The 22,592-nt window shown below is 63.9% G+C and carries 18 protein-coding genes; 4 read left to right on the top strand and 14 right to left on the bottom strand.

Annotated features, from left to right (window positions below; all coding sequences use genetic code 11):
* Positions 1-16 precede the first annotated feature (16 nt).
* Together FHR96_RS11530 and FHR96_RS11525 are read left to right on the top strand one after the other, a co-directional pair.
* Positions 17-1,276 (top strand): aspartate aminotransferase family protein, encoded by a 1,260-nt coding sequence (locus FHR96_RS11530; RefSeq protein ID WP_246392901.1) that lies wholly within the window; start codon positions 17-19, stop codon positions 1,274-1,276.
* A complete protein-coding gene (locus FHR96_RS11525; RefSeq protein WP_183387828.1) occupies positions 1,273-2,298 on the top strand; it encodes a phosphotransferase enzyme family protein in 1,026 nt (341 codons plus the stop codon). Before FHR96_RS11530 ends, FHR96_RS11525 begins: the two co-directional genes overlap by 4 nt.
* 167 nt (positions 2,299-2,465) lie before the next feature.
* On the opposite strand, the gene FHR96_RS11520 is transcribed toward FHR96_RS11525, so the two are convergent.
* The 8 genes from FHR96_RS11520 to FHR96_RS11485 form a co-directional block, all read right to left on the bottom strand.
* The gene (locus tag FHR96_RS11520) at positions 2,466-3,878 is read right to left on the bottom strand and encodes an aldehyde dehydrogenase family protein (RefSeq protein ID WP_246392899.1); all 1,413 of its coding nucleotides are present in this window, start codon (positions 3,876-3,878) and stop codon (positions 2,466-2,468) included.
* Positions 3,879-3,952: 74 nt separating this feature from the next.
* The gene (locus FHR96_RS11515) at positions 3,953-5,272 is read right to left on the bottom strand and encodes an alginate export family protein (protein ID WP_183387827.1); all 1,320 of its coding nucleotides are present in this window, start codon (positions 5,270-5,272) and stop codon (positions 3,953-3,955) included.
* 234 nt (positions 5,273-5,506) lie between these two features.
* Complete coding sequence (locus tag FHR96_RS11510) at positions 5,507-6,994, bottom strand: tripartite tricarboxylate transporter permease (protein WP_183387826.1); 1,488 nt, start codon at positions 6,992-6,994, stop codon at positions 5,507-5,509.
* 14 nt (positions 6,995-7,008) lie between these two features.
* Complete coding sequence (locus FHR96_RS11505) at positions 7,009-7,554, bottom strand: hypothetical protein (RefSeq protein WP_183387825.1); 546 nt, start codon at positions 7,552-7,554, stop codon at positions 7,009-7,011.
* 91 nt (positions 7,555-7,645) lie between these two features.
* Complete coding sequence (locus FHR96_RS11500) at positions 7,646-8,593, bottom strand: tripartite tricarboxylate transporter substrate binding protein (RefSeq protein ID WP_183387824.1); 948 nt, start codon at positions 8,591-8,593, stop codon at positions 7,646-7,648.
* A gap of 40 nt (positions 8,594-8,633) precedes the next feature.
* Entirely contained in the window at positions 8,634-9,119 is a 486-nt protein-coding gene (locus FHR96_RS11495) for a universal stress protein (RefSeq protein WP_183387823.1), read from the bottom strand.
* 284 nt (positions 9,120-9,403) lie between these two features.
* A complete protein-coding gene (locus FHR96_RS11490) occupies positions 9,404-10,309 on the bottom strand; it encodes a helix-turn-helix domain-containing protein (RefSeq protein WP_183387822.1) in 906 nt (301 codons plus the stop codon).
* Between the two features lie 93 nt (positions 10,310-10,402).
* Complete coding sequence (locus tag FHR96_RS11485; RefSeq protein ID WP_183387821.1) at positions 10,403-11,803, bottom strand: APC family permease; 1,401 nt, start codon at positions 11,801-11,803, stop codon at positions 10,403-10,405.
* 689 nt (positions 11,804-12,492) lie between these two features.
* Between FHR96_RS11485 and FHR96_RS11480 the strand changes: the two genes are divergently transcribed.
* Together FHR96_RS11480 and feaR are read left to right on the top strand one after the other, a co-directional pair.
* Entirely contained in the window at positions 12,493-13,380 is an 888-nt protein-coding gene (locus FHR96_RS11480; RefSeq protein WP_183387820.1) for a LysR substrate-binding domain-containing protein, read from the top strand.
* A 491-nt stretch (positions 13,381-13,871) separates the two neighbouring features.
* On the top strand, positions 13,872-14,810 hold the full coding sequence (gene feaR / locus FHR96_RS11475; protein ID WP_183387819.1) for a transcriptional regulator FeaR: 939 nt from the start codon (positions 13,872-13,874) through the stop codon (positions 14,808-14,810).
* A 132-nt stretch (positions 14,811-14,942) separates the two neighbouring features.
* On the opposite strand, the gene FHR96_RS11470 is transcribed toward feaR, so the two are convergent.
* The 6 genes from FHR96_RS11470 to FHR96_RS11445 all read right to left on the bottom strand — a co-directional run bounded on the left by FHR96_RS11470 (position 14,943) and on the right by FHR96_RS11445 (position 22,308).
* Positions 14,943-16,070, bottom strand: coding sequence for a class II histone deacetylase (locus FHR96_RS11470; RefSeq protein WP_183387818.1), 1,128 nt, complete (start codon positions 16,068-16,070; stop codon positions 14,943-14,945).
* Positions 16,067-17,269, bottom strand: a complete 1,203-nt coding sequence (locus FHR96_RS11465) for an MFS transporter (RefSeq protein WP_183387817.1) — start codon at positions 17,267-17,269, stop codon at positions 16,067-16,069. Before FHR96_RS11465 ends, FHR96_RS11470 begins: the two co-directional genes overlap by 4 nt.
* Before the next feature lie 46 nt (positions 17,270-17,315).
* Positions 17,316-18,209: a transporter gene (locus tag FHR96_RS11460; RefSeq protein WP_183387816.1), complete on the bottom strand. Its 894-nt coding sequence runs from the start codon at positions 18,207-18,209 to the stop codon at positions 17,316-17,318.
* A 123-nt stretch (positions 18,210-18,332) separates the two neighbouring features.
* A complete protein-coding gene (locus tag FHR96_RS11455; protein ID WP_183387815.1) occupies positions 18,333-19,316 on the bottom strand; it encodes a helix-turn-helix transcriptional regulator in 984 nt (327 codons plus the stop codon).
* Positions 19,317-19,503: 187 nt separating this feature from the next.
* The gene (locus tag FHR96_RS11450; protein WP_183387814.1) at positions 19,504-20,544 is read right to left on the bottom strand and encodes an MBL fold metallo-hydrolase; all 1,041 of its coding nucleotides are present in this window, start codon (positions 20,542-20,544) and stop codon (positions 19,504-19,506) included.
* A gap of 267 nt (positions 20,545-20,811) precedes the next feature.
* Entirely contained in the window at positions 20,812-22,308 is a 1,497-nt protein-coding gene (locus FHR96_RS11445; protein WP_183387813.1) for an aldehyde dehydrogenase family protein, read from the bottom strand.
* Positions 22,309-22,592 lie beyond the last annotated feature (284 nt).

Here is a 22,592-nt window from a genome sequence, read left to right as displayed (position 1 = left end):
CAGAAGATATCGCGTCATGGGGCACCACTCACCGCTGTTTTACGACAAGCCGTTGCATCTGGTGCGCGGCGAGGGCGTCTGGCTCTGGGACAGCGAGGGGAAGCGGTATCTGGACGTGTACAACAACGTGCCCCACGTGGGGCACTGCAACCCCCGCGTCGTCGAGGCGATGCACCGCCAGGCCTCGACCCTCAACATCCACACCCGCTATCTGCACGACAACATCGTCGATTACCTGGAGCGGCTGACTGGCACCTTCGACGACGGCCTGCAGATGGCCATGCTGACCTGCACCGGCAGCGAAGCCAACGAGCTGGCGCTGCGCATGGCGCGCTTCTGTACCGGCGGGCAGGGCATCATCGTCACCGACTTCGCCTACCACGGCAACACGGAGGCGGTGGCCGAGATCGGCACGGGCTTCATGCCGGAGGCCCGGACCACCAAGCGCGTGAAGTCGTTCCCGATCCCGGACGCCTATCGTCCCCTCGACGGGCTCTCGGGCGAGGCCCTGGCCCAGGCCTATGCCGACCGGGTCCAGCAGGCGATCGATGAATTCCACGCTGAAGGCATCAAGGTGGCCGGCATTCTGGTGTGCCCCGACTTCGCCAACGAAGGCCTGCTCGACGTGCCGCCGGGCTTCCTGGAGAAGGCCGTGGCGAAGGTCCGCCAGGCCGGCGGCGTGTTCATCGCCGACGAGGTGCAGGCGGGCTTCGGCCGTAGTGGCCGGCATTTCTGGGCCTACCAGTGGTACGACGTCACCCCCGACATCGTCACCATGGGCAAGCCCATGGGCAACGGTCACCCGCTGGCCGGTGTGGTGGCGCGCCCCGAGATGATCGAGGCGTTCAGCAAGGAGGCGATGTACTTCAATACCTTCGGCGGCACGCCGGTATCCACCGCCGTCGGCATGGCGGTGCTCGATGCCCTGGAAGAAGACAGCCTGATGCAGAACGCGGTCACCACCGGTGCCTATATGGCCGAGGGCTTGCGCAAGCTGCAGCGGAAGCACGAGCTGATCGGCGATGTCCGCGATCTGGGCATGTTCTTCGGGGTGGAGCTGGTCAAGGATCGCGCGACCAAAGTGCCGGCCCAGGCCGAGACGCGTCGCCTCATCAATCTGATGCGCGACAAGGGCGTGTTGATCAGCAAGATCGGCGTCCATGACGCCATCCTGAAGCTGCGCCCCCCCATGCCGTTCCAGACCGAGCACGCGGATATCCTGCTGCACACCCTGGATGAGGCCCTGACGCAACTGACCGAGGAGGTGACCGCATGAGCACGTTCGACAGCCTGTCCCCGGAGCATCAGGGCACTCATCTGAAGGAGCTGGCGCAACGCTCCCTGCGTCACTGGGGGCTGGAAGGCAGCGATCTATCGCTGGTGAAATACCGCGAGAATGCGGTCTACCAGGTGTCCGCCGGAAACGGTGAGCGCTACGCCTTGCGGATCCATCGTCACGGCTATCACAGCCTCGCCGCACTGCAATCCGAGCTGCAGTGGATGTCGGCGCTGAACGACAGCGGCATCGCCGTCCCCGAGGTTCTGCCGACGACCGACGGCCGCCTGCTGGTCAGCGAATCCACCGCGGTCATCACGGCGCCTCGCCATGTCGATCTCTTCGCCTGGATCGACGGGGCTCCCCTGGGATCCGAGGAAGAAGGCCTGGGCGACAACGCCGAGTATGTCGACAAGCTGTATGCCGACCTGGGGCGGACCGCCGCCGAGCTGCACAACCAGTCGAGCCGCTGGGCGTTGCCGGAAGGGTTCGAGCGACACGCCTGGGACCATGACGGCCTGGTGGGGGATGCGCCCTTCTGGGGGCGCTTCTGGGAACTGGAGCTGCTGAACGACTCTCAGCGGCGGTTGCTGGAAACGGCGCGTGACCGCATCAGCCGCGAGCTGTCGGAGGTCGACCGCTCGCCCCAGCGCTATAGCCTGATTCACGCCGACTTCGTGCTGGAAAACCTGATGGCCGATAACGGTCGCCTGCGTCTGATCGATTTCGACGATGCCGGGTTCGGGTGGCACATGTTCGAGCTGGCCACGGCCCTCTACCACATTCAGGAAGAGGCCTGCTATCCGGTGGCCAAACAGGCGCTGATCGACGGCTATCGGGAGCGGCGCGCCCTGTCGGACGACGATCTGGATCGCCTGGAGCTGTTCCTGACCGCGAGAGCCTGTACTTACCTGGGCTGGATCCGCAGCCGCCAGGAAACCCGTACCGCGCGTGAGCTGGCGCCCGAGCTGATCCGTCGCGCCCGCGAGCAGGCGGAACGGTATCTGTCCTCACGGTCCTGACGACCGACGTGGCGCCGAGGGGCCGCTGCCACATGGCAGCGGCCCCTTGCGTTTGTTCCGGTGCAGGGTAACGGTCTTCCGTCGTCGATGCCGAGCATAAAAAAAGGCTCCCGGTTGGGAGCCAAAAGCAGCCTCTTGATGCAAGAGGTGCCCGAGAGATGCTCGGTTCACTTACGGGAATTGATCACCTGGAGCTGGGTGTATTCCAGCAGCCCTTCGAGGCCGAATTCGACGCCGACCCCTGACATCTTGCTGCCGCCGAATGGAATGTTCGGCAGTACCTCGGCGTGGTTGTTGATCCAGACGGTGCCGCATTCCAGCTGTGTGGCGAGGTGATTGGCCAGCTCGAGATCCGCTCCCCATACCGAGCCGCCGAGACCGAAGGCGCCGTCGTTGGCCATGCTGACGGCGTGCTCGAGGTCGCGATAGGCGACGACCGGCAATACCGGCCCGAACTGTTCCTCATCGACCAGGCGATGGCCGTTGGAGACGTCCGCCACGATGGTGGGGGAATAGAAATAGCCCGGCCCATGGGGCGCCTCGCCGCCGCAGACGATGCGTCCGCCGTGTGCGCGGGCGTCCTCCACCAGCGCCGAGACGAGCCGGTGCTGGTCGGCATTCTGCACCGGGCCGAAGGTGGTGTCGGGGGCGAACCCGTCGCCGACCTTCTGCCGCTCGGCCAGCTCGGCCAGCCGGGAGCACATCGCCTCGTACTGGCCCTCGTGGACATAGAGCCGCTTGAGGGCGGAACAGGTCTGGCCCATGTTGATGAAGACGGTATCGAAGATGCGTTCCGCGACCGCGTCCAGGTCGGTGTCGGGAAGCACGATGGCGGCATCGTTGCCGCCGAGTTCCAGGGTGAGGCGCTTCAGGGTACCGGAGGCGTTGGCCATGATGTGCTGGCCGGTGGAGGTCGAGCCGGTGAAGATCACCTTGTCGATATCCTCGTGAGCGCTGATCGCGCTGCCGATCTCGGCCTCGCCCATCACCACATTCACGACCCCCGACGGCAGCACCTCATTGATGAGCTCGACGAGGCGCAGCGTGTTCAAGGGCGTCAGGCCTGAGGGCTTGGACACGACCGTATTGCCCGTGCGGAGTGCCGGCATGATGTGCCAGACGGCGATCATCAGCGGCCAGTTCCAGGGCGTGATCGAGGCCACGACGCCCAGCGGTTTGCGGCAGGCCGACACGTGCCGACTGTCGCTGTCCTCGAGCAGGGGCTCGGGAATCTCCAGGTCGGCGTTGTAGCGTGTCCAGGCGGCTGCGGCGCCGACTTCCATCTGCGCGAGCGCAAGCGGCTTGCCCTGTTCCTGCACGATGATCCCGGCCAGCTCGTCTGCGTTCTCCTCTAGGCGGTCGGCGATCCGATGCATGAGCCGGCACCGCTCCGCATCTGGGGTCTGGCGCCAGGTCGCGAAGGCGCGTCGCGCGGCAGACACGGCCTGGTCAAGCTGTTCGACGCTGGCCATGTTGCACTGGCAGATCGCGTCTTCCGTGGCCGGGTTGATGACCGAGAAGGCATCCCCGGTGCCGATCACGGGGGACCCGTCGATGAGCATTGAACGTTGAGTCGTCATGAGAGGCAAGGCTCCTGATCTGGGCGGACGAGGGCCGGTCGGCCCTCATCACCAGGTCGTATCAAGGGTTTCGTTTAGAACGGAACGACTGCGATCAGCTGTGCGTAGACGTTCGTGTCGTCGTTGCCGATCTGCGTGCCGCCATTCGCATCGCTGTGGTCCGGCGAGTAGAACCCGACCAGCGGGCTGACGATCAGGTGCGGGTTCACCACCCACTCCGCGTACAGGTCGATTTCCTGGCCATCGAGGCCGCCGCTGCCTCCGGTGGTGTCGCTGAAGTCGAAGAACAGCGTACCCAGGCTCAGGGTCTCCGTCGGCGAGGCCTTCAGGCCCAGGTGATGCACGTCGGCGTCCGAGTTGAACGGGCCGGCATAGTTGGCTGCCACTTCGCCCTGGAACCAGGTGCCGTAACCGCGGTTGAAGCCGAAGAACAGCGGGTCGAAGCCTTCGTCGAAGGTCGAGTAACGGTAGTTGACGCTGGGCGACCAGGGCAGGTCGGCAAAGGTCCAGCCGGCTTCCAGGTACCAGGCGTCGGCGTCTTTGGAATCGTCGCCCTGGTCCTGGGTCACGAACTCGCCCGACAGGAACAGGTTGTTGACGCCGGCATTGCCCTGATAGCGCAGGCTGACCGTCTCCTGGCCGTCCCGGTTGGCGTATCCGAAGTCCTCGTTGACGTCCAGGCCCTCGAGATAGGTCATGCCGAAGGTCCCTTCCGGGATGACGTACTCGAGGTTGAGGCCGGCCAGCTCGGTTTCCGCCTGGGCCTTGTTGTCGGATTCCAGCCAGAACAGATCGCTGCGCAGGCCTTCGCTGCCGCCGATGCGGGCAATGGCGGTGCGGTCGAAGGCCTTGCGTGCGGCCAGCCAGTAGGCGCCGCCACGGTCAAGATCGTTCCCCAGGGCATCGCCGAGGTTCAAGGAGTCACCGTTGATCAGGAAGCCGTCGCCGATGACGAAGTTCTGGCGGCCGAAGGAAAGGTCCAGGCCATCCTGCCCCAGTGCCGGGATCAGGTTGCCGGAACGCCAGCCCACGTAGGCGTCTTCCAGGTCGGTCTCGGATTCGTCGCCGGAGGTGAAGCCCCCCGCATCGCCATCACCCCAGGTCGCGGAGCTGACGAGGTTCAGGGCGCCATAGAGGCTGGCGCCGGACGAGTAGGTGTGCTGGCCGGAAAGACCATACTTGAGATAGCCCTCCTGCCAGTCGGAGCCGCCTCCTTCTGGCTTGGGCCGGTAGTTCTCCTGGCTGGAGAACACCCCCAGGGCCGCCTCGATATCCAGGTCCAGTTCGGTGCCCGCTTCGCTATAAAGGTTGTAGGCGGACGCGGAGCCGGACGCTGCTGCAATGGCGGAGCCCAGCAGGATCGCACTCAAGGAGGGCTTTACGCTTTTCTTCATTGTTGATTCCCTTGGTATTGGCAGTTCTTGTCGTTGAAAACAGCGGCTCTTAAGGCAGCCGCCGACGTGGCGTGCATCATTGCTTTCAAGGCGTCTTGACGAACGCATTCGCACGGCGTCGATGCTCGTTTTCCAGAAAAAGCAGTTGTGCTCCCAGCAGGTGATCATCATGTCGCCTGTCCGCTCACTGGTCAGACATGGCACGAAGAATGGCGGTCTCTATCCGCTGGCCGGTCATGACGCTTCGCACCGGCGCTGGCGCAGCTGGCTCCAGGCAAAGATGCCGAGCGACAGCACAATCATGACGAGCAGGGTCAGGCTGATCGGTCGCTGCAGGAAGATGGTCAGGTCGCCGCCGGCGACACCCAGCGCCTGCTGCGTGCGGGTGAGGAACAGTGGGCCCAGTACCAGTCCCAGGATGATGGGAACGGCGGGGATCTGATTGCGCTTGAGCACATAGCCGAAGATGGCGAAACCAAGCGCGATCAGGCAGTCGCTGTACTGATAGTTCTGGCTGTAGCTGCCGATGAAGCCGAGCACCAGGATGAAGGCACCGATGAAGCGGCCCCTGACGCGTGTCAGGTTGACGATCCACTTGGTGGCGAAGGTCAAGTAGGCGAACACCACCACATTCATCATCAACAGCGAGATATAAAGGCCGGAGATGAATTCCGGGCGTTCCACGAACAGCGTCGGACCGGGGATATAGTTGTGCACCATGAAGACCGCCAGCAGCATGGCCATCAGGGCATCGGCGGGAATGCCGAACGCCAGCAGTGGCACCATGACGGAAGCGGTGACGGCATTGTTGGAGGTTTCCGAGGCGATCAGCCCTTCGGGGGCACCGTTACCGAACCTCTCCGGCGTCCTGGAGAACTTCTGTGCCAGGGTGTAGGAGAAAAACTGCGACCCGAACTCGCCGACGCCGGGCAGCAGGCCCATGACCACGCCGAGGGCGGCCGAGCGGGCGACGGTCAGCTTGTGTTTGAGCAGGTCGAAGACGCCGGAAAACAGCCCGCTGCCGGACAGCGTTGTTTCCTGCGCATCGTTGCCGCGCTGTGACAGCAGGATGAACGCCTGCGACATGGCAAACAGGCCGATCACCGCCGGCACAAGCGGGATACCCGAGAGCAGCCAGCTTTGACCGAAGGTGAAGACCTGGGTGCTGTAGGACAGGTCCAGGCCGATAGTGCTCAAGAAGATGCCTACCCCCAGCATCATGGCCGCTTCGACCACGTGCTTTCGGTGTGCCAGGACGACGAAGATCATGCCCAGCGCCGCCAGCATGGCGAACTCGGCGGAGCCGAACTGGCGAGCGATCTGGGACAGGGTCGGGGCCAGCAGGATCAGGGAAAAGACGCTGATCAGGCCGCCGACGAAGGAGGATGTATAGGCGATGGACAGCGCTCGGCGGGCCTCGCCGCGCTGTGCCATCGGGTAGCCGTCATAGGTCGTCAGCACCGCGACCGGCGTGCCGGGCGTGTTCATCAGGATGGCGGGGATGGCGCCGCCGTACCAGGCGCCGCCATAGACGCCCAGCAGCAGAGACACGCCGGGCAGGGGCTCCATGGCGAAAGTCATCGGCAGCAGGATCGCCATGACGCCAGCGGGTTCCAGCCCTGGAATGGAGCCGATGGTGACACCGATGAGGGCCCCGATAACGATCGCCAGCATGACGTCCAGGGAGGCCACTTCATTAAGGCCTAGCAGTATTGCATCCATGATGCTGAAACCTCTCAGAAATAGCGGTTGGCGAAGTCAGCCAGCTGATCGGGCAGCAGGGAATACAGCCATACATCGGGCATCCAGACGGATACGGTGACCCGGAAGATGAGCACCAGCGCCATCACCGTTCCGAGGCTGGCGAGCAGCCAGGTACGGTTCAGGAGTCGAGAGAGCCACAGCAGCACGGTGACGAACATCAAGGTGGCCAGCACGAAGCCGAGGATGGGCAGCGACTTGATGTACAGGAAAAACAGCAGCGAAGAGATCAATGCCGTCCGGTAGCTGTCCAGCAGTTCCACCAGCGTTTCGAGCGGGTTTTTCCGAAACAGGGGGCAGCGGCCCTGACGGATCTCGTATCGCGTCAGCTGCAAGGCGCGATAGGCAGAGAAGATCGCCAGGGTTCCCAGTCCCAGCAGCGCTCCCATCATGGGCTGTGTGTACCAGCCTCGCCGGGTGTCTACCCAGGCGGCCTGGTCGGGAACGAGTATCAGCAGCACGATGGATACGACGAGCAGTATCCAGTAGATATCGGCTTTGACGGTGGTCTGTGTTGGCACGGCAGCAACCTTCCGAAGGCATCGGGACACTTGGGGTGGCGAGCGAAGCGGGAATGCGGCCGGTCACTCGGGCCGCATTCCCGTCGGTGGGTTACTGGTTCATGAAGTCGAGCAGTACCTTGGAGTTCTCGAAGTCGCGAGCCACCATCTCCTCGGCCTCTGCTCCGTCGATCCAGTAGATGCCGGCGCCGGTCGACTCGCTCAGCTCGCGTACGCGATCCGACTGCAGTGCCTGCTGAGCGATCTCCGCGATCCTGTCCTTCACCTCTTGCGGGGTTCCGGCTTTCACGAACAGGCCGTTCCATGTGGTCTGGGTGATGCCTGCCTGCTCGGCCAGGGTGGCCACGTCCGGTGCGATGGGCAGGCGCTCCTGGGTCAGGGACGTCAGGAGCTTGACCTCACCGGATTTCAGGCAGGAAAGGATCAGCTGGGTCGTCGTGTTGATGATGTCGGCGTCACCGGTCGCCAGCGTCGCGCAGTTGTTTTCATCGAAGGCGGCATAGGAGGCGATGCGGATGCCCGTCTGTTTGGCGGCCTGCAAGGTGATGGCCGTCGGCAGCGCCTGGTAGCCGAAGTGACCCAGGGCGATATCGTGATCCTGGGAGTACTCGGCCAGCTCCTCCAGGTTGTCGTAAGGTGCGTCGGCATTGGCGGCGATCACGAAGGGGTAATCGAGGAAGATGCCGACTGGCTCGAAGGTGGAGCGGTCGTAGGGGGCGTTGCCGGAATGGATGTGGGTGGTGAGTATATCTGCCACGAAGGAGCCGATGGTCTGGCCGTCTGGACGCGACTGGGCGACGTCCAGTGCGCCCACGATGCCGGCACCGCCGGGCTTATTGATGACGGAGGCCGGCGTGCCGGTCTCGTCCGTCATTTCCTCGGCGATGATGCGCGTGAGAATGTCTTCCAGGTCGCCGGGTGGCCAGGGGACGACGAACTGGACGGGACGCTCGGGATATTCCGCCATGGCCGGTGCGGCGGCCAGCAGTGGAGAGAGGGCCAGCGTGGCGATGGACAGGGTTCTTGTCAGCTTGTTCATGGTCTTCCTCTTTATTGTTGCGTTATTGAAGTTTGCCGGTTTAGCCCCCGAGGGGGACGATCAGGACCGGTATCCTCGTCTGCTGCATGACTTTCTGCGTGGTCGAGCCGAGGAACAGTCGGGAAGCGGCAGATCCGCCGCGGTCGCCCATCACGATCATGTCCGCCTGCTGCTGCTGGGCGATGTTGACGATCACCTCGTCGGGACGCCCGGTGGCAACCTCGATCTCCGGCGCCTGTTTCAGGTGAGTGCCGTCGGGGATCTCGCTGCGCAGGAAGTCGGAGATCCGCTTCTCGATCTTGCTGCGATACTGGTCCAGCAGTTGGCGGGTGTGCTTGAGCTGTGCCTGGGAGAGCAGGTAGTCGCGCACCATGTCGCTGGTATCCGTGTCCATCGGCTCGATGGCATGGAGGAAAATAATGCGAGCGTCATGCTTGACGGCCTGCTCGATGGCCATGCGGAACGCCGGACGGCTGCCCGTGGTGATATCCGATGCATACACGATCGTCTTTATTGTCGGCAGCATGCGTCTGGCCTCTCTTGGATCGCAGTGTGCGGGAGAGAGGAGATTGCCCCTCCCGCCTGTTCACCTGGATGCGGATATTGCACCGCGGATGAAAGCCGGCTCCTTCGAACGTGCCTGGCTCTAGTGGATGTTGCATGGCCGGGAACGCTGGCGTTAGCACAAATCGGCAATGCCTCGAGCCGTCGGATGCCGGGGGGGCGCTGTAGCAGGGCAGCAGGACAAGGGCGCTGTCTGCCAGCGCCCTGAGGAGGGGAATGTCGAGAGACCTTTCCTGCGCGGCGGCCCTAGAGCGCCTGGAGACGGCGCAGGGTGGTGGAGGGGGGCTCCTGAAACAGGCGCCGGTACTCGCGGCTAAAATAGCTCTGGTGGAAGAAACCTTGTCGTGCGGCGGCGTCGGCGATGCCCTGGGACGGGTCCTGCAGCAGGCTTCTGCGTACTGCATTGAGGCGCAGCGCGCGCAGGTAGTGGACCGGAGAGAGGCCGGTTTCCACCTGGAAACTGTACTGCAGGGTGCGGCGGGAGATCTTCAGCCGGTTACACAGGGACATGATCGAGGGGGGATCGTCCGGCTTCTCTCGGGCCAGCGCATGGCAGCGGTCGACGATGTAGCGGCGGGTGCGGTAGCAGGTGTCGTCGAGCCGCGGTGAGCGCGAGGCGTCGCCCATCAGCAGCTCGACGCCCTCCTCGAGCTGGCGCGAGAACGTGCGCTGCAGCGCCGGCGACGGCGCCTCCCGCGACGCGAGCAGGTAGTCCGTCATGGCCTGCCACTGTGCCTTGACGTCGGCCAGCAGCGAGGCGGGCGCCTCGAGCCGGCGCAGACGGTGGCCGTCGCGCTCCAGCCATTCGTAGCGGTGGCGATCGATCGACACCACCAGCAGGTCGTAGTTCGCCGGTGCTACGCCCCGGAACTCCTTGCAGTGCGGCAGCACGTTGATGGCTTCGGTCTGAAACAGCGAATGGCTCGGCCAGTGGATCGGCAGCACCAGATGCCATTGCGATTCCGGGAAGTGCATCAGGTGCGACAGCCCGAGGTTGCCGCTTTCGCGGAATAGCCTTATCTCATGGCCGCTGACATCGACGATATCGCCGGAGAAGTGTCCGGCTTCGATCTGGTCGTATTCCTGCTGCCAGCCGCTCAGCCGCTGGGCATGCTCGGCGACATCCTCGCAGTGATGAAGTGAGACGGTCATCGGCAACGCCTCCTGAATCGTGTTGTTGTCGTTATCGCGACCGCGAGACTGCCGGATCGCCGGCGGTCTCGCGGTCGGTAGTTCGCGTCGGGGTCAGTCTGTCATGTCCGGTTCGAAGAGTCCCTTCTTCATCTTTAGCTTGACCCAGAACAGGGCGATCACGGCGACGATGCCCAGGACCGCCCCCAGCAGGGTGTAGACGGTGGCCGTCAGATCCGGTGAGGGGGATGCATGGGCGGCCACGTAACCCATTCCGATGATCCCGATGATCTGTGGGATGGGGTAGAACGGCGTTCGGTAGGGACGGGCGTGCGATGGCTTCCGGAACCGCAGCACGACGACGTTGATGTGGGCGACGATGTAGGCTAGCAACCAGCTGGTCGAGGCGCCGATCAGCAGCAGCACGATGTTGTCCGGGCTGACGAGCAGGAAGGGCACCGCCACGATCACGGCGAGGAACAGAATGCCGACCCAGGGCGTGTCGAAGCGGCGGTGTTTCCGGCCCATGATGCCGAAGGCCTGACCGTTGGCGGCCATACCGGAGAGCATCCGAGGCACCGAGGCGAGCACGGTGTTGACGGTACTGCAGGTCGCGGTCAGGCCCATGACGGTGGCGATGATCAGGCCCACCTTGCCGAAGACGCCGTCCACCAGGTCCAGATAGGGCAGCGACGATGTCGTCAGCGTCTCTTGGGAAAGATAGCGCCCGCCGCCCAGGCTAAACAGCGCGAATAGGGCGAAGATGACGAGCAGCGACACGAACATCGCGCGGGGCACGCGGCGTTCCGGCTGACGGATGTCCTGGATCAGGGGGCAGATGAACTCGCAGCCGACGAACAGCCACATCGCCAGCGCCGTCAGGCCGATGAAGCTGCCATCAGAGATGCCATCGAGCCCCCAGTCGATGCCGGCCGCCGCCTGGGTGATCGGTGCCGAGGGTGTCTCCAGTAGCGACGTCGCCCCGACCAGCAGGATGGCCGCGATCATCGAGAAAGTGAACAGGTTCTGTAGCCGGGCGAAGACATCGGTGCCGAGGATGTTCAACGCCGCCAGGCCGAACAGCAGCAGCAGCGGCACCAGGTAAGGGGGAAGCACCTCGGGGAAGAGCGTCTGCAGCAGAGCGTCGACCATGATCAGTTCCGCTGAGAGGCCGAACATCGCCACCACCACGTAGCCTGCGAACACCGATACTATCGCCGGGAAGTGGCCGATGGCCTTCTGCGTGTAGGTCGCCAGGGTTCCCGTGGAGGAGGGATACATCAGGGAAAGTTCGGAAAAGCTGATGGCGTTGCAGAAGGCGAAGATCAGCGCCAGGACCATGGCCGCCAGGAAGCTCAGGCCGCCGATGCCGAAGCCGATCAGCGACGAGGCCATCGCCCCCTGTACCACGACGCAGCCCACGCAGATGGCGATCATGGTCTTGAAGCCGATCGTGCCTGGCCGTTCGGCGATACCGCTCCCTGTTGGCGTCCGGCCCACCATCGTGCTGCTCATGTCGAATCTCCTCAGGCTCTTGTGCCTCTTTTTTGTGCCCAGCCTCTGTCGTTTCATCAAACCAGAGAGACGTCGACCCCAATCTGCCTGCAATCGGATGTCACGTCTTGACTGCCACTGCCAGACAATTGGTGCTCCCTGCCAGCGGCAGAACGCGTGCATGGCAACGATCGGGCCGGGCTCAGGCGTCATCGAGGAAAGGCCGGCGGCTTGGCGGTACCGCAGCGGGTGCCAAACGGCGCGGCGAGGGCGACGCTGCCGCCAGCGCCATCGACTAAGGCCTGGGGCTCAGCATCGCGCGGAGTATCGTGATGGCGCACCACAGCCGGTTGATGCTCGAGAGCCGCACTGGCGGCGGGCTGCGAGTCGTGATGCCCGGCAGGCATGAGCCGCTGAGTCAAGCGGCCCGGGGGCCGCTTGCCATCAGATGTGCGATATGCAGAGAAACATCAGCGCCTCAGTACCATTCCATTTCTCCCATGGCCACTTTCGCACTCAGTGCCAAGGAGCTTTCGCCGGCGAGCTCGGGGTAACGGGCTTGCATCGCCGCAATCAGCTCCTTTGAGTCGCTCGCCCGCGCCTGAGGCGCTCCTTGCGGGATGGAACGTATCATGACGTCGGCACGCCCGAGGATAAATGCATACAATGCAAACCGACTGTATGCCAAAAACTGACAATGGAGCCTTCCCGTGGCGACTGGATCCTCAAACCTTAATCGCCTGAGCTACTTCGTTGCCGCAGTAGAGACCGGCTCGTTCACGGCCGCGGCAGATCGCCTCGGGATCACCCGTGCGGTGGTCAGTCATCAGATCGCTCGGCTTGAACGCGAATGCCGCACGACGCTCCTGATCCGCAGCACGCGGCGCGTGAGCACCACCGAGGCGGGGCAGGCGTTCTACTACCGCTGCGCGCTGATTCTCGAGGAAGCAGAGGATGCCTTTGGCGAACTGGCCGAAGCCGTGCAGGAGCTCACCGGCACTCTTCGCCTGACGGCTCCCGTCGACTACGGCATCGGGGCGGTCGTTCCCGCTATCACGGCGTTTTCCGAGCGCTACCCCCAGTGTCGGGTGGACGCTCAATTCAGCGACCAAACCGTAGACTTGGGCGACGGCCGGCTTGATCTCGCCATTCGCGCGGGCTGGCTGACCGAGCAACACCTTCCGGCGCGGCGGATCGGGCGATTCGAGCAGCGCCTGGTCGCCGCCCCGCAGTGGTGGTCATGCCTGGACGGGGCGACCTCGCCGGAGACGCTCGCCGGCTTTCCCATCATCGCCAACATGGCCCTGCGTGACCCCGCCCGTTGGACCTTCCATCGTGATGCACTGACGCAGCAGAGCGTCACCCTCCAGGCAGCGCTCAGGCTCAATGCGACCCTGGCCGTACGCCAGGCGGCCCTGGCCGGTGCCGGCTTGGCGGTATTGCCGGACTATGTCGTCGACCCAGACCTGGCTGCCGGCCGGCTGTTCGACGTGCTGTCCGACTGGCATCTGCCCCGAGGCGACATTCATGCCGTGTTTCCGCCGGCCCGCTACCGCCCGGCCCGGGTCCGCGCCTTCGTGGAGTGTCTGGCGCAGTAGGCGGAGGCCTGAACAGCAGCCATCGAAGACAAAGGCGCCCCAAAGCGGAGCGCTTCGTCGTCGAGCGAGGTGAAGGCGGGGGACGTCACTCGACGCTTCTGGCACCAGAGGTGGCGTCCCGGAGTTCATCCTGGAGCTCGGCGTCAGCAACTACAATGCGACCCAGCTGGTGCGCGGTCGAGATCAGCGAGGCGCCGATCGCGACCAAACAGGTCGAAATTCATCCCTATCTGGATCAGTCGACGCTGCGGCAGGTGGCGCGCTTGGTGTGCCGCTGACGGGATTCTTCGTGATGGCAACGGGAGCGGTGCCCCGCGACCCGCTGCTGGCCCGGATTGGTGCGGCCCATGGCAAGATCCAGTATCTCTCCCGCCGCAGGCGAAAGCCGGGCTCGACGAAAGGGGCGATTGACCTCCGAGTCTGGCGGCGTTATTTTTAATAACATATTAATAAAAAAATGATAACGACGCGGCCACCTGACAGGAGGTCCTGTGATCTCTGCCCATCCCCAGCAAGATTCGTTTTCCGCCTGGCTCGCCGAGCTGCAACGTACCTGCGGCCAATTCCAATCACGCCCTCTGCCCGACGACATGCCCTTCCACGGCTCGGTCGGCAAACGGCTCGCCGGCAGCCTCGAGGTTGCCGAGATCACTACCAATGCGCAGCGAATCGTTCGCCAGCGGCCCAGCAGCGACCGCGAAGAAGACCGCTACTGCTTCCTGATCGTGCAGCGTCAGGGGCGCGCCCGCCTCATCCAGCAGGGACGCGCCATCGACATGCTGCCAGGCGAGATGGCCCTGCTGGATTCGGCGCGTGACTGCGAGATCCTGCCTCAGGGCTTCATCGAGCACAGCTCCTTCCATCTGCCTCGCGATGCCGTCATCGAGCGTTTCGCCGATCGCCGGGTCCCGTTCGGCAAGTTGAACACCGGCAATGCCAGCGGCCAGATCCTGCAGCTGATCGTCAATCGCGTGGTATCCCGGCAGCTGAGCGCGCCCCTGACCGAAGAGGATGGTATCGGCCTGCGTGATTCGTTGCTGTCCCTGCTGGCGCCGACCTGTCGGGAAGGCGCCGATGCGGTCACCGAGGCGCCGGCGGAGGAACTCTATCGCTGTGCCCAGCAGCTGATTGATCAGCGCCTGGAGGAAGAGCGCCTCTCGCCGACCTTCCTGGCGGAGCAGTTGCACATCTCCGTCCGTCGGCTGTATCGGCTGTTCGAGCACCACGGCGACAGCGTCTGCCGCTATGTCCAGCGGCAGCGCCTGGCGCGCTGTGCCGAAGCGCTGTCGGACCCGAGCCGAGCGCGGTACTCGATTACCGAGATCGCCTACCACTGGGGCTTCACCGATTCGGCCCACTTCAGCCGAGCCTTCAAGAAGTCTCACGGCATGTCGCCGCGGGACTACCGCCGGCACCATTGTCTGCATTAAAGCGCTTACCCCATGAATGCGGGCGGCAGTATGGCCATGGATGCCAAGTATCGGCCGAGGGCTGCCCTGCTTTGTTGCCCCCATTGCCCATTGACGCGCCTGCCGGCCCCTTGGCCCGGCAGGCGCACCGGCTCATGCCGGATGGAGTGACGACTGCCAACTCCTCGCCAGTTCGTCGAGGCGCTCGCGCTGGAAGGCGCGAAGCTCGGCGTTGGGCTGTTGCGCCTGGATGAAGTCCAGCAGCGGATCCTCTACCCCGGTGGTGACACCCGCCAGCTCTTCAAGGGCGGCGTGGCCACAGAAGGGAACATAGGCCTCTGAGTAACCGCCCTCGTGGACCATGACCAGGCGGCCGTCACACAGCTGCTCGGCGGCCTCGCGCACGATCCGGGTCATGTCGCGGAATGCCTCGCTGGGCAGCAGCATGCGTGCGAGGGGATCCAGAGCATTGGCGTCGTAACCGCAGGCAACGATGATCAGCTCCGGGGCGAAGTGCTCCAGGGCCGGCACTACCAGCCGCTCCAGAGCATGACGATAGGCGTCCTCGCCCCCGCCGGGAAGCAACGGAATGTTCAAGTTGAGGCCTTTGCCGGCTCCTTCCCCCCGATCCTCGGCGCCCCCATATCCTGGCGGAAAGCAGCCTTCCTGGTGCAGCGACACGGTCAGGACATCGCCACGATCGTAGTAGATCGCCTGGGTGCCGTTGCCGTGGTGCACGTCCCAGTCGATCACCGCTACCCGCTCGAGCCCGAAACGCGCCTTGGCCGCCTCGATGGCGATGGGGATATTGGCCAGAAAGCAGAATCCCATGGCCTGATCGGGCAGGCAGTGATGACCTGGGGGGCGGGACAGCGCATAGGCATTGTCGGCCTCGCCGCGGAGTACCGTCGCTACTGCCTCCATGGCCAAGCCCGCCGATTGCTTGGCGATCATGTAGCTGCCCGGCCCGATGGGCGCGGTTTCGCCGAGTTCCCCGCCGCCAGCCTCGCTCAATGCCTGGAAGCGGTTGAGGTAATCCGCCGGGTGGATACGCTTCAGGTCGACCTCTTCGGCGGCGGGCGCCGAGCGTACTGTCAGGACGTCACTGAGCCCTGATACGTCCATCAGGCTTTTCAGCCGGCGTTTGGTTTCGGGCGATTCGGCAAGTCCCCCTGCGGCCGGCGGCTGCACCCAGCCGCCTACCGGCATGATCAGGGCATGCTGACCGGCGCTGTGCCACATGCAGTGCTCATCGAAAAAGAAGGCGGTTCGGCGGGTCATGGCGTTTCTCCGGAAGGGGTCGAGGGTGAACGGGAAGAGCCGGTGGTACCACGCTGCGCGATCATTACCAGCACCAGGGACAGGGTGACGATGGCGGCAGCACCTCCGAGCAGCAGTTCGAAGCCGCTGCTGGACTCCAGCGCACGGCCGGCCAACGCCGGACCAATCGCCAGACCGCCACCGATTACCAGGTTGGTGGTGTTCATGAGCCGACCGGAGGTATCCAGATCGGCCAGCGTGGCCAGTACGAAGGGCAGCACGAAGGTCCAGGTGAACTTGAAGGCCAGCGCGGCCAGGGTGAAGCGCACCAGCGCCGGACCCTCCAGCAACAGGGCCACTGCGGCGATCATCAGCGCGTAGCCGACGACCAGCCAGAGACGCCGTCCCCCCCGGGCGCCGATCAGGGTGGCCCCAGCGGCGCCCAGGATGCCCATCACGGTGGCAGCGGCGAGGATCTCGCCGCTAGTCTGCGCCGAGAGTCCACTATCGCTGGCGATGCTGCCGATGAAGGTCCATACACCGCTCAGGCCGATGTAGAAGGTCAGTACCGCCAGGATGCCTAGCGTTGCCTCCAGGCGCGGCACGGGCGGGCGGTCCGCTGCAATGGCCCGCTGGCGCCTGCGACCTGGGAAGGCTCGGGTCAGAGGCAGGCAGGCCGCCATTAGTCCGGCCAGTAGCCAATAGACGACGGCTAGGCCGAAACGCTCGAAGAGCGCCGGTAGCACGGCCAGCCCGATGGCGCCGATGACCAGCTGTCCCATGACCCAGAGGCCGTAGACGCGATCCTTGTTCGCGGTCAGAGCGGCACTGGAGATGCACAGCACCATCAGTGAACCGCCGGCGAAGGCGCTGAGCATGCGCAGCGCCATCAAGGTGCCGTAATCTTGCATCATCGAGGAGGCGATGTTGCCTACGATGAAGACCAGACTCGCTACCAGGGCCACCCGACGCCAGGAGAAGCGCGGCAACCACCAGTAGGCCGGCAGGGTGGCGAGACTCATGGCTCCCAACTCGGCGGAAAACAGGTTGCCCACCTGGCTGGGCGCGAGCCCGAGTTGGCTGATCAGCTGTGCGGCGATGGCCGGCGCCGCCATCAAGATGGCCGGTGTGATGGCGGCGCAGGCCACGATGGCCAGCACCAGGCGGCGTTGCGGGGTCGCAGCCAGAGGGTCCGGAGGGGAAGTAGGAATTGATGACATGCGCGTGGCTCCTTTGTGGTTGTCGTTGCCGTCGGGGAACGGGGAATCACCAGACATGTGAGAAGCGCAACAGCGCCTGGCTGCCATGGAAGGCGTTCTCGGTGTCGATGTCTTGGGACAGGGCAAGCAGGATCCTGTCTCTTGGGGTCACGTTGTGCGCCAGCTCGGCCCCCAGGCGGGTATAGCGCTGCTCGGTATCGGCGATCGTCTCGCCATCGATTTCCAGCTCGCCGCCCTGGCCGTAGATTAGCCGCAGAGCGCCGTAGGTCCTGGGTGTGATGTCATATGACGCAAAGGCTTGCAGGCGATACAGCGGTTCCTGCTCGAGAGTGGATCCGTGATAGTCGTCGTTGCTGCCGTAGAGTTGGGCTTCCAGATTGCCCTCCACGATCCAGCGCTCCCCGATGCCCTGGGTGTAGTTGTAGGCGAGGTGGGTGGCCCAGCGGTTGGCCCCGGCCGAGATGCCGGGCCGGTTGGCGTCATACTCGCCGAGGGGCAGGGACACCAGGGTCAACAGGCCACTGTAGGTCCGGGTCTCCGGATCGTTGATGACATACAGCGTGCCGCCGATCTGAGGGTCGGCGAAGCCAGCTTCGTCGGCATCGTGCGGCTGTCCGGGAGCCTTCACCGTGAAATCGAGGTAGGGCAGGACGAACTGTGGGGTACACAGGGTGCCGCAGATATCGCTGAACCAGAGTTGTCGATAGGCCAGCGCGTTGACGTTGAGATAGGCATCGTCGTCGGCGCCGTGGAACTCGTCGGCGTGTTGGTTGCTCAGGTAGCTCGCACTGATGACCGTGCCTACCGGGGCCGACACGAAGTCTCGTGCATTGAGGTTCACCGCGGAGGCCGTGGCGGGAAGCCCCAGCAAGCCGGCGCAGGAAAGGATGCATAGTGACGTCTTGAGGGCAGTCGAGGTGGGGGTCTTCGTGTTGTTCATTGTCTTTCCTTGGAGTCGGTGCTGTCAGCGATCGTGATGGCCCGTGATATACACGTCCGGGGCCCTCGCCTGCCGGTTAGGGGCAGCGATTGCGTGTAAGGGTGGGGAAGAGTGAGCCGGATGCTAGCCAGGCGGCGTTCGGCTCAATAGTGTGGCGACGCTGGCTTTGTCATGTACATCGAGCTTCTGGTAAAGGCTGCGTAGATGGTGGCGCACCGTGCTTGGCGCGATGCCGAGCTCCCGGGCAATTTCCTTGTAGGTCTGCCCCTGGCTCAGTTGGCGTGCCACGCTCAGTTCGCGCGCCGACAGGCAGTCGAGGGGGCTGCGTCGATAGACGGTCAGCAGGAACAAGTCCTGGTCGACTTGCGACTCGATGCGTATGGTTCGCCCCAGGTAGCCGCTGGGTTGGCAACCCTCGGGAAGTTGCGACCCTTGCCAATCGGGCCACTCTTCGGATAACAGCTCGGCAAAGCCGCGTTCGGCACTGTGCAGTACCCCATGACGATCACAGACGGCGAGTGCAAGGTTCTGTTGTTGCGTGAGCCGCTCGCGGCGAGCGATCAGGGTACGAATCTGATTGGCATCGACGGCGGCTGACAGATGTGCCACCAGATGAGTCAGCAAACGTCGGTGTCGATCATCGAAGCGCGCGCCCAACGGGCAATATAGTGATAGGTGGTCAGTGAGCTGGGTCAGGGGGTTCGTATGGATGACGCACACTAGCTCGCCCAGCCCGTGGCGCTCGCCGAGCCAACGCAAGCCGGACGTGTGTGCGTGCATGTCGACGATGACGGCCTGCCCCGGCAACTCATGGGCATGCTCGACGGTGACGTCGTCGTGCTGGATGGAGCGCCAATCCTCGACAAACCCTGCCGCGAGGCCGAACAGGTGAAAGCTGTGTTCTTCGATACGGCCGTCGATGTGTGCCGCTCGCCCCCACCAGGCCTTGTCGAAGGGCAGTACCTGCTGCAGGCGCTGCAGGGCTGCATCGTGAAAGGCGGCTAGAGACCGTTCCCTGGACAGGCGATGGATATCTAGTAGTAGTGTACTGAGCTCGGCCAGCTGGCGTTCCGTCTCGGTTGCCGCTTGTTGAGCCATGTCAGACATGTTGCCATCCCCCTGTTGTTGTCGGTCGCCTCGCCGGGGTCAGCGGGAAACCTGTTCTCGACCATCCTTCCACCCGCCGGCGGCCATGCACATCGTGCAGATGAACGGTGGTGCCTGGGCATTATGCGACGACTCGAAGGGGCTCGTGCCCCCCTCATTCATCAGGAAGCCACGAGGCCCGGATCGCTCATTCGAAGACGTCGCCATCGTCGGCCAGGACGACATTGCCGTCGTAGGCGGCCTGCATTTCTTCCAGCAGCACCTCTTCTGGTGCACCCAGGAACAGCGGATGGATCATGACCAGCAGCTCCGGGTCGATCTCTCGGGCGATCTCGGCCAACTGATGCGTTGTGGTATGGGCATCCAGCATATAGTTCTGCCAGTCCTGTGACATCGCTTCCATGCCGGCTACCGACATGACTTCGTGGAGCAGGATATCGGCGCCTTTGGCATGTTCCAGCAGGTTGGGACTGGGGCGGGTATCGCCGGAGATCACGATGGTCTTGTCCGGCGCTTCGATGCGATAGCCGTAGGCCTCGCCCTGCTCCCAACTGCCGTGATCCACGTTGAACGCGCTGACTGTCACGTAGCGGTCCTGATAGACGGTACCGGGATCTGAGCCTAGCTCTTCCACAATGCCGGTGTATGGCGCCTCCTCACTGATCGGAAGGCTCCCCAAGCGGTGCTGTATGTCCGGTTGATAGGCCTCTACCACGCCGTCGACCACGGTCCGCGTGCCGGCCGGGCCCCAGATGCGAACCGGCTGTTGACGTTCCAGTACCCAGCCACGAAGCAACAACTCGGGGATGCCCAGAATATGGTCGGAATCCAGGTGGGTCAGGAACAGCTTATCGAGGAAGGTGGGCAGCATGGCGTTGGGGTTGGGGGATGTCGGAGGAAAGATGTCACGTTTTCCCTCCGCTTCGAAGTGACCAAGGGTCTGCATGAAACCGGAGCCAGCATCGAACAGATATACCTGGTCTTGATTGACGATCACCGCCGTAGCGGTACCGGCACGACCAGCGTCGATCGAGGGAGTACCGGTACCGAGGGTGACGACGCGTGTTGGTGCCTGCAGCTCCTCGGCGGAGACTTGCTGGGGGCTGTCATCGGCATGGGTCGACGGGGTCGCCAGCAATAGGGCACTGACGGTCGTCAGCGTCATAGCGAGACCGCGGGAGGCGCGCGCTACTCTTTGGTTCAGGTTACTCAAGGGAGAGGTTTGCATATCGGAGCCTCGTGTTATCTGTTGTTCTCGCTCGTGATGGTTCGAGGCATCCACTGTGTCGACGAGTGATTCTCGAACCATTGATGGCGTCCCCCAGACTGCCGCTTCGCCAAACTCCACGCTATCGATCATATGCGGGATGCCGAGGGAAAAATGAGGATGGCAACTCGGTCCAGCAGGCTGACCGCCGTGGAACAAAGGTGCCCGGTGCCTTCAGGCAGGCACCGGGCGCAAGGTGACGCAATTCCGAGTCACGTCCAGCAATGATCAGTAGGCGATGCATACCGACTTGAGTTCGGTGAAGGATTCGATCGCTTCGCGGCCGAATTCGCGGCCTATGCCGGATTGCTTGACGCCGCCGAAGGGCAGGTTCGGGTCCAGGGTGACGTGCGTGTTGACCCACACCGTGCCGGCCTCGATCTCGGGGATCAGGCGCATGGCCTGCGACAGGTCATTGGTCCACAGACTGGCGGCCAGGCCCAGGTCGCTGTCGTTGACCATGGCTAGCGCCTCGTCGACGTCGTCGAAGGGGATCACCGACAGCACCGGGCCGAAGACCTCTTCGCGTGCCAGGGTCATCTGCTGGGTAACGTCGGCCAGCACCACCGGGGAAACATAGAAGCCGGTGTCATCGGGAGCCTCGGCGCCTCGCAGGACACGGGCGCCCTCGCGCTCGGCGATCTCGAGATAGTTCAGGATGCTCTGCTGGTGGCGCTTGGAGACCACCGGGTTGAGCTGGGCCGTGGGATCCAGTCCCGGCCCCAGCGACATGCCGCTGACGGCCTGATGCAGGCGTTCGCAGAAGGCCTCGTACTGGCGGCGATGCACGTAGAAGCGCGAGGCTGCGGCGCACACCTGCCCCTGATTGAGCAGCCCGGCCATCAGGGCCCCTTCCACCGCCTTGTCCAGGTTGGCGTCCTCGAGCACCAGCATGGGGTTCTTGCCGCCCAGTTCGAGCGAGAAGTGGGCCATGTGGTCGACCGCGGCGTGACCGATGCGCTTGCCGATCTCTGTACTGCCGGTGAAGGTGACCTTGCGCACGTCGGGGTGCTCCGCCAGCCGCTGCCCGGCGGTGGAGCCGCTACCTACCACCACGTTGAACACTCCGCTGGGAATGCCGGCCTCCAGGGCCAGCTCGGCGAGGCGCAGTACGCTGAGCGGCGTTTCCGTGGCCGGCTTGATGACCACCGTACAGCCCGCGGCCAATGCCGGGATGATCTTCCACAATGCAATCATCAACGGGAAGTTCCAGGGCACGATGCCGGCGACGACCCCCACCGGTTGGCGCATGGTGTAGGCATTGAACTGGGCATCGGCCGGCATGCCGATGGACACCTCGCCGGTGCGGCCCTCAAGCTTGGTGGTCCAGCCGGCCGTGTAGCGCATGAAATCCACCGAGAAGCCGACGTCGACCATTCGGGTCACGTTGATCGATTTGCCCTGGTTGAGGGTCTCGATCTGTGCCAGTTCCTCGGCGTGCTGCTCGACCAGATCGGCGAAGCGCAGCAGGATACGTTCCCGCTCGGCCGCCTTCTTGCCGCGCCAGGACCTGTTATCGAAGCGTGCCTTGGCGATGGCCACGGCGTGATCGACCTCGACCTGCGAAGCGAGCGCCAGGCTAGCCAGTGGCTCTCCGTTGGAAGGGTCCACGGGACGAGTCTGCCGCTCGCCCTCGGTCAGGTAGTGCCCATCGATAAAGGAGCCGGTGGCTCGTGACAGGAAGTCCTTGACTTCCTCGAGAACGGAAATGGCCTGGGTGTTCATGATTACCTCCCGCAGAAGAGTTGGTACCGCCTCAAGATGGGGGACACGATTAGACAAAAATCTCGACGACGAGCTGGACATTCACAGGCTCTTGCCGTCCTCGTTCCGTTGAAACCCGTCCCTATCGGCTGCCTGGACGACGGCCGTAGCCCCAGCAGCAGTGCCAGGCCGAGTTTCTGTGCTCCGGTTCTGCGCTCATTGCCCTCGTGCATGCCGTCGCTCGAAGCTACTCGGTTGCGTTCATGGGCGCTTGGGCCTGCCTGCCAGGCTGTTGTACCTGCTTG

The organism is Halomonas organivorans, from assembly GCF_014192055.1.
Taxonomy (GTDB): domain Bacteria; phylum Pseudomonadota; class Gammaproteobacteria; order Pseudomonadales; family Halomonadaceae; genus Halomonas; species Halomonas organivorans.
The sequence above is the reverse complement of the archived record's forward strand: the minus strand, read 5'-3'. Positions and strand labels throughout refer to the sequence as shown.